Origin of the sequence: Paraburkholderia sp. SIMBA_054 (assembly GCF_046534875.1) — a bacterium.
GTDB classification, from domain to species: Bacteria; Pseudomonadota; Gammaproteobacteria; order Burkholderiales; family Burkholderiaceae; genus Paraburkholderia; species Paraburkholderia hospita.
In genome coordinates, this window is record NZ_JAWRXV010000324.1 from 1 (window position 1) to 380 (window position 380).

The following is a 380-nucleotide window of genomic DNA, read 5'->3' on the forward strand; positions in this document are numbered from 1 at the left end:
TCGAACACCAACAACAACGTTGCAAACCTGAGCGGCAACGTCACCAACATCAACAACACGGTGAACAACATCGTGAATGGTGGCGGCATCAAGTACTTCCACGCCAACTCGACGCTGGCGGATTCGTCGGCAACGGGTACGGATGCAGTTGCGATCGGCGGCAACGCTCAAGCAACGACGGCGAACTCCGTAGCACTGGGTTCCAACTCGGTGGCGAACTCGAGCACGTTGACGACGGCAGGCTTCACGCCGGTCGGTGGCACGGCGATCTCGGCAGCCACGGCAGCTGGTGGCGAAGTGTCAGTAGGCGCGGCAGGTGCGGAGCGTCGCATCACGAACGTCGCAGCGGGTCTGAACGCCACGGACGCGGTGAACGTGAG

General features: G+C 61.8%; 1 pseudogene. It reads left to right on the forward strand.

What is annotated here, in order from left to right:
- Positions 1 to 380 (forward strand): annotated as a pseudogene (locus SB822_RS55315) (hypothetical protein); the annotation flags it as partial.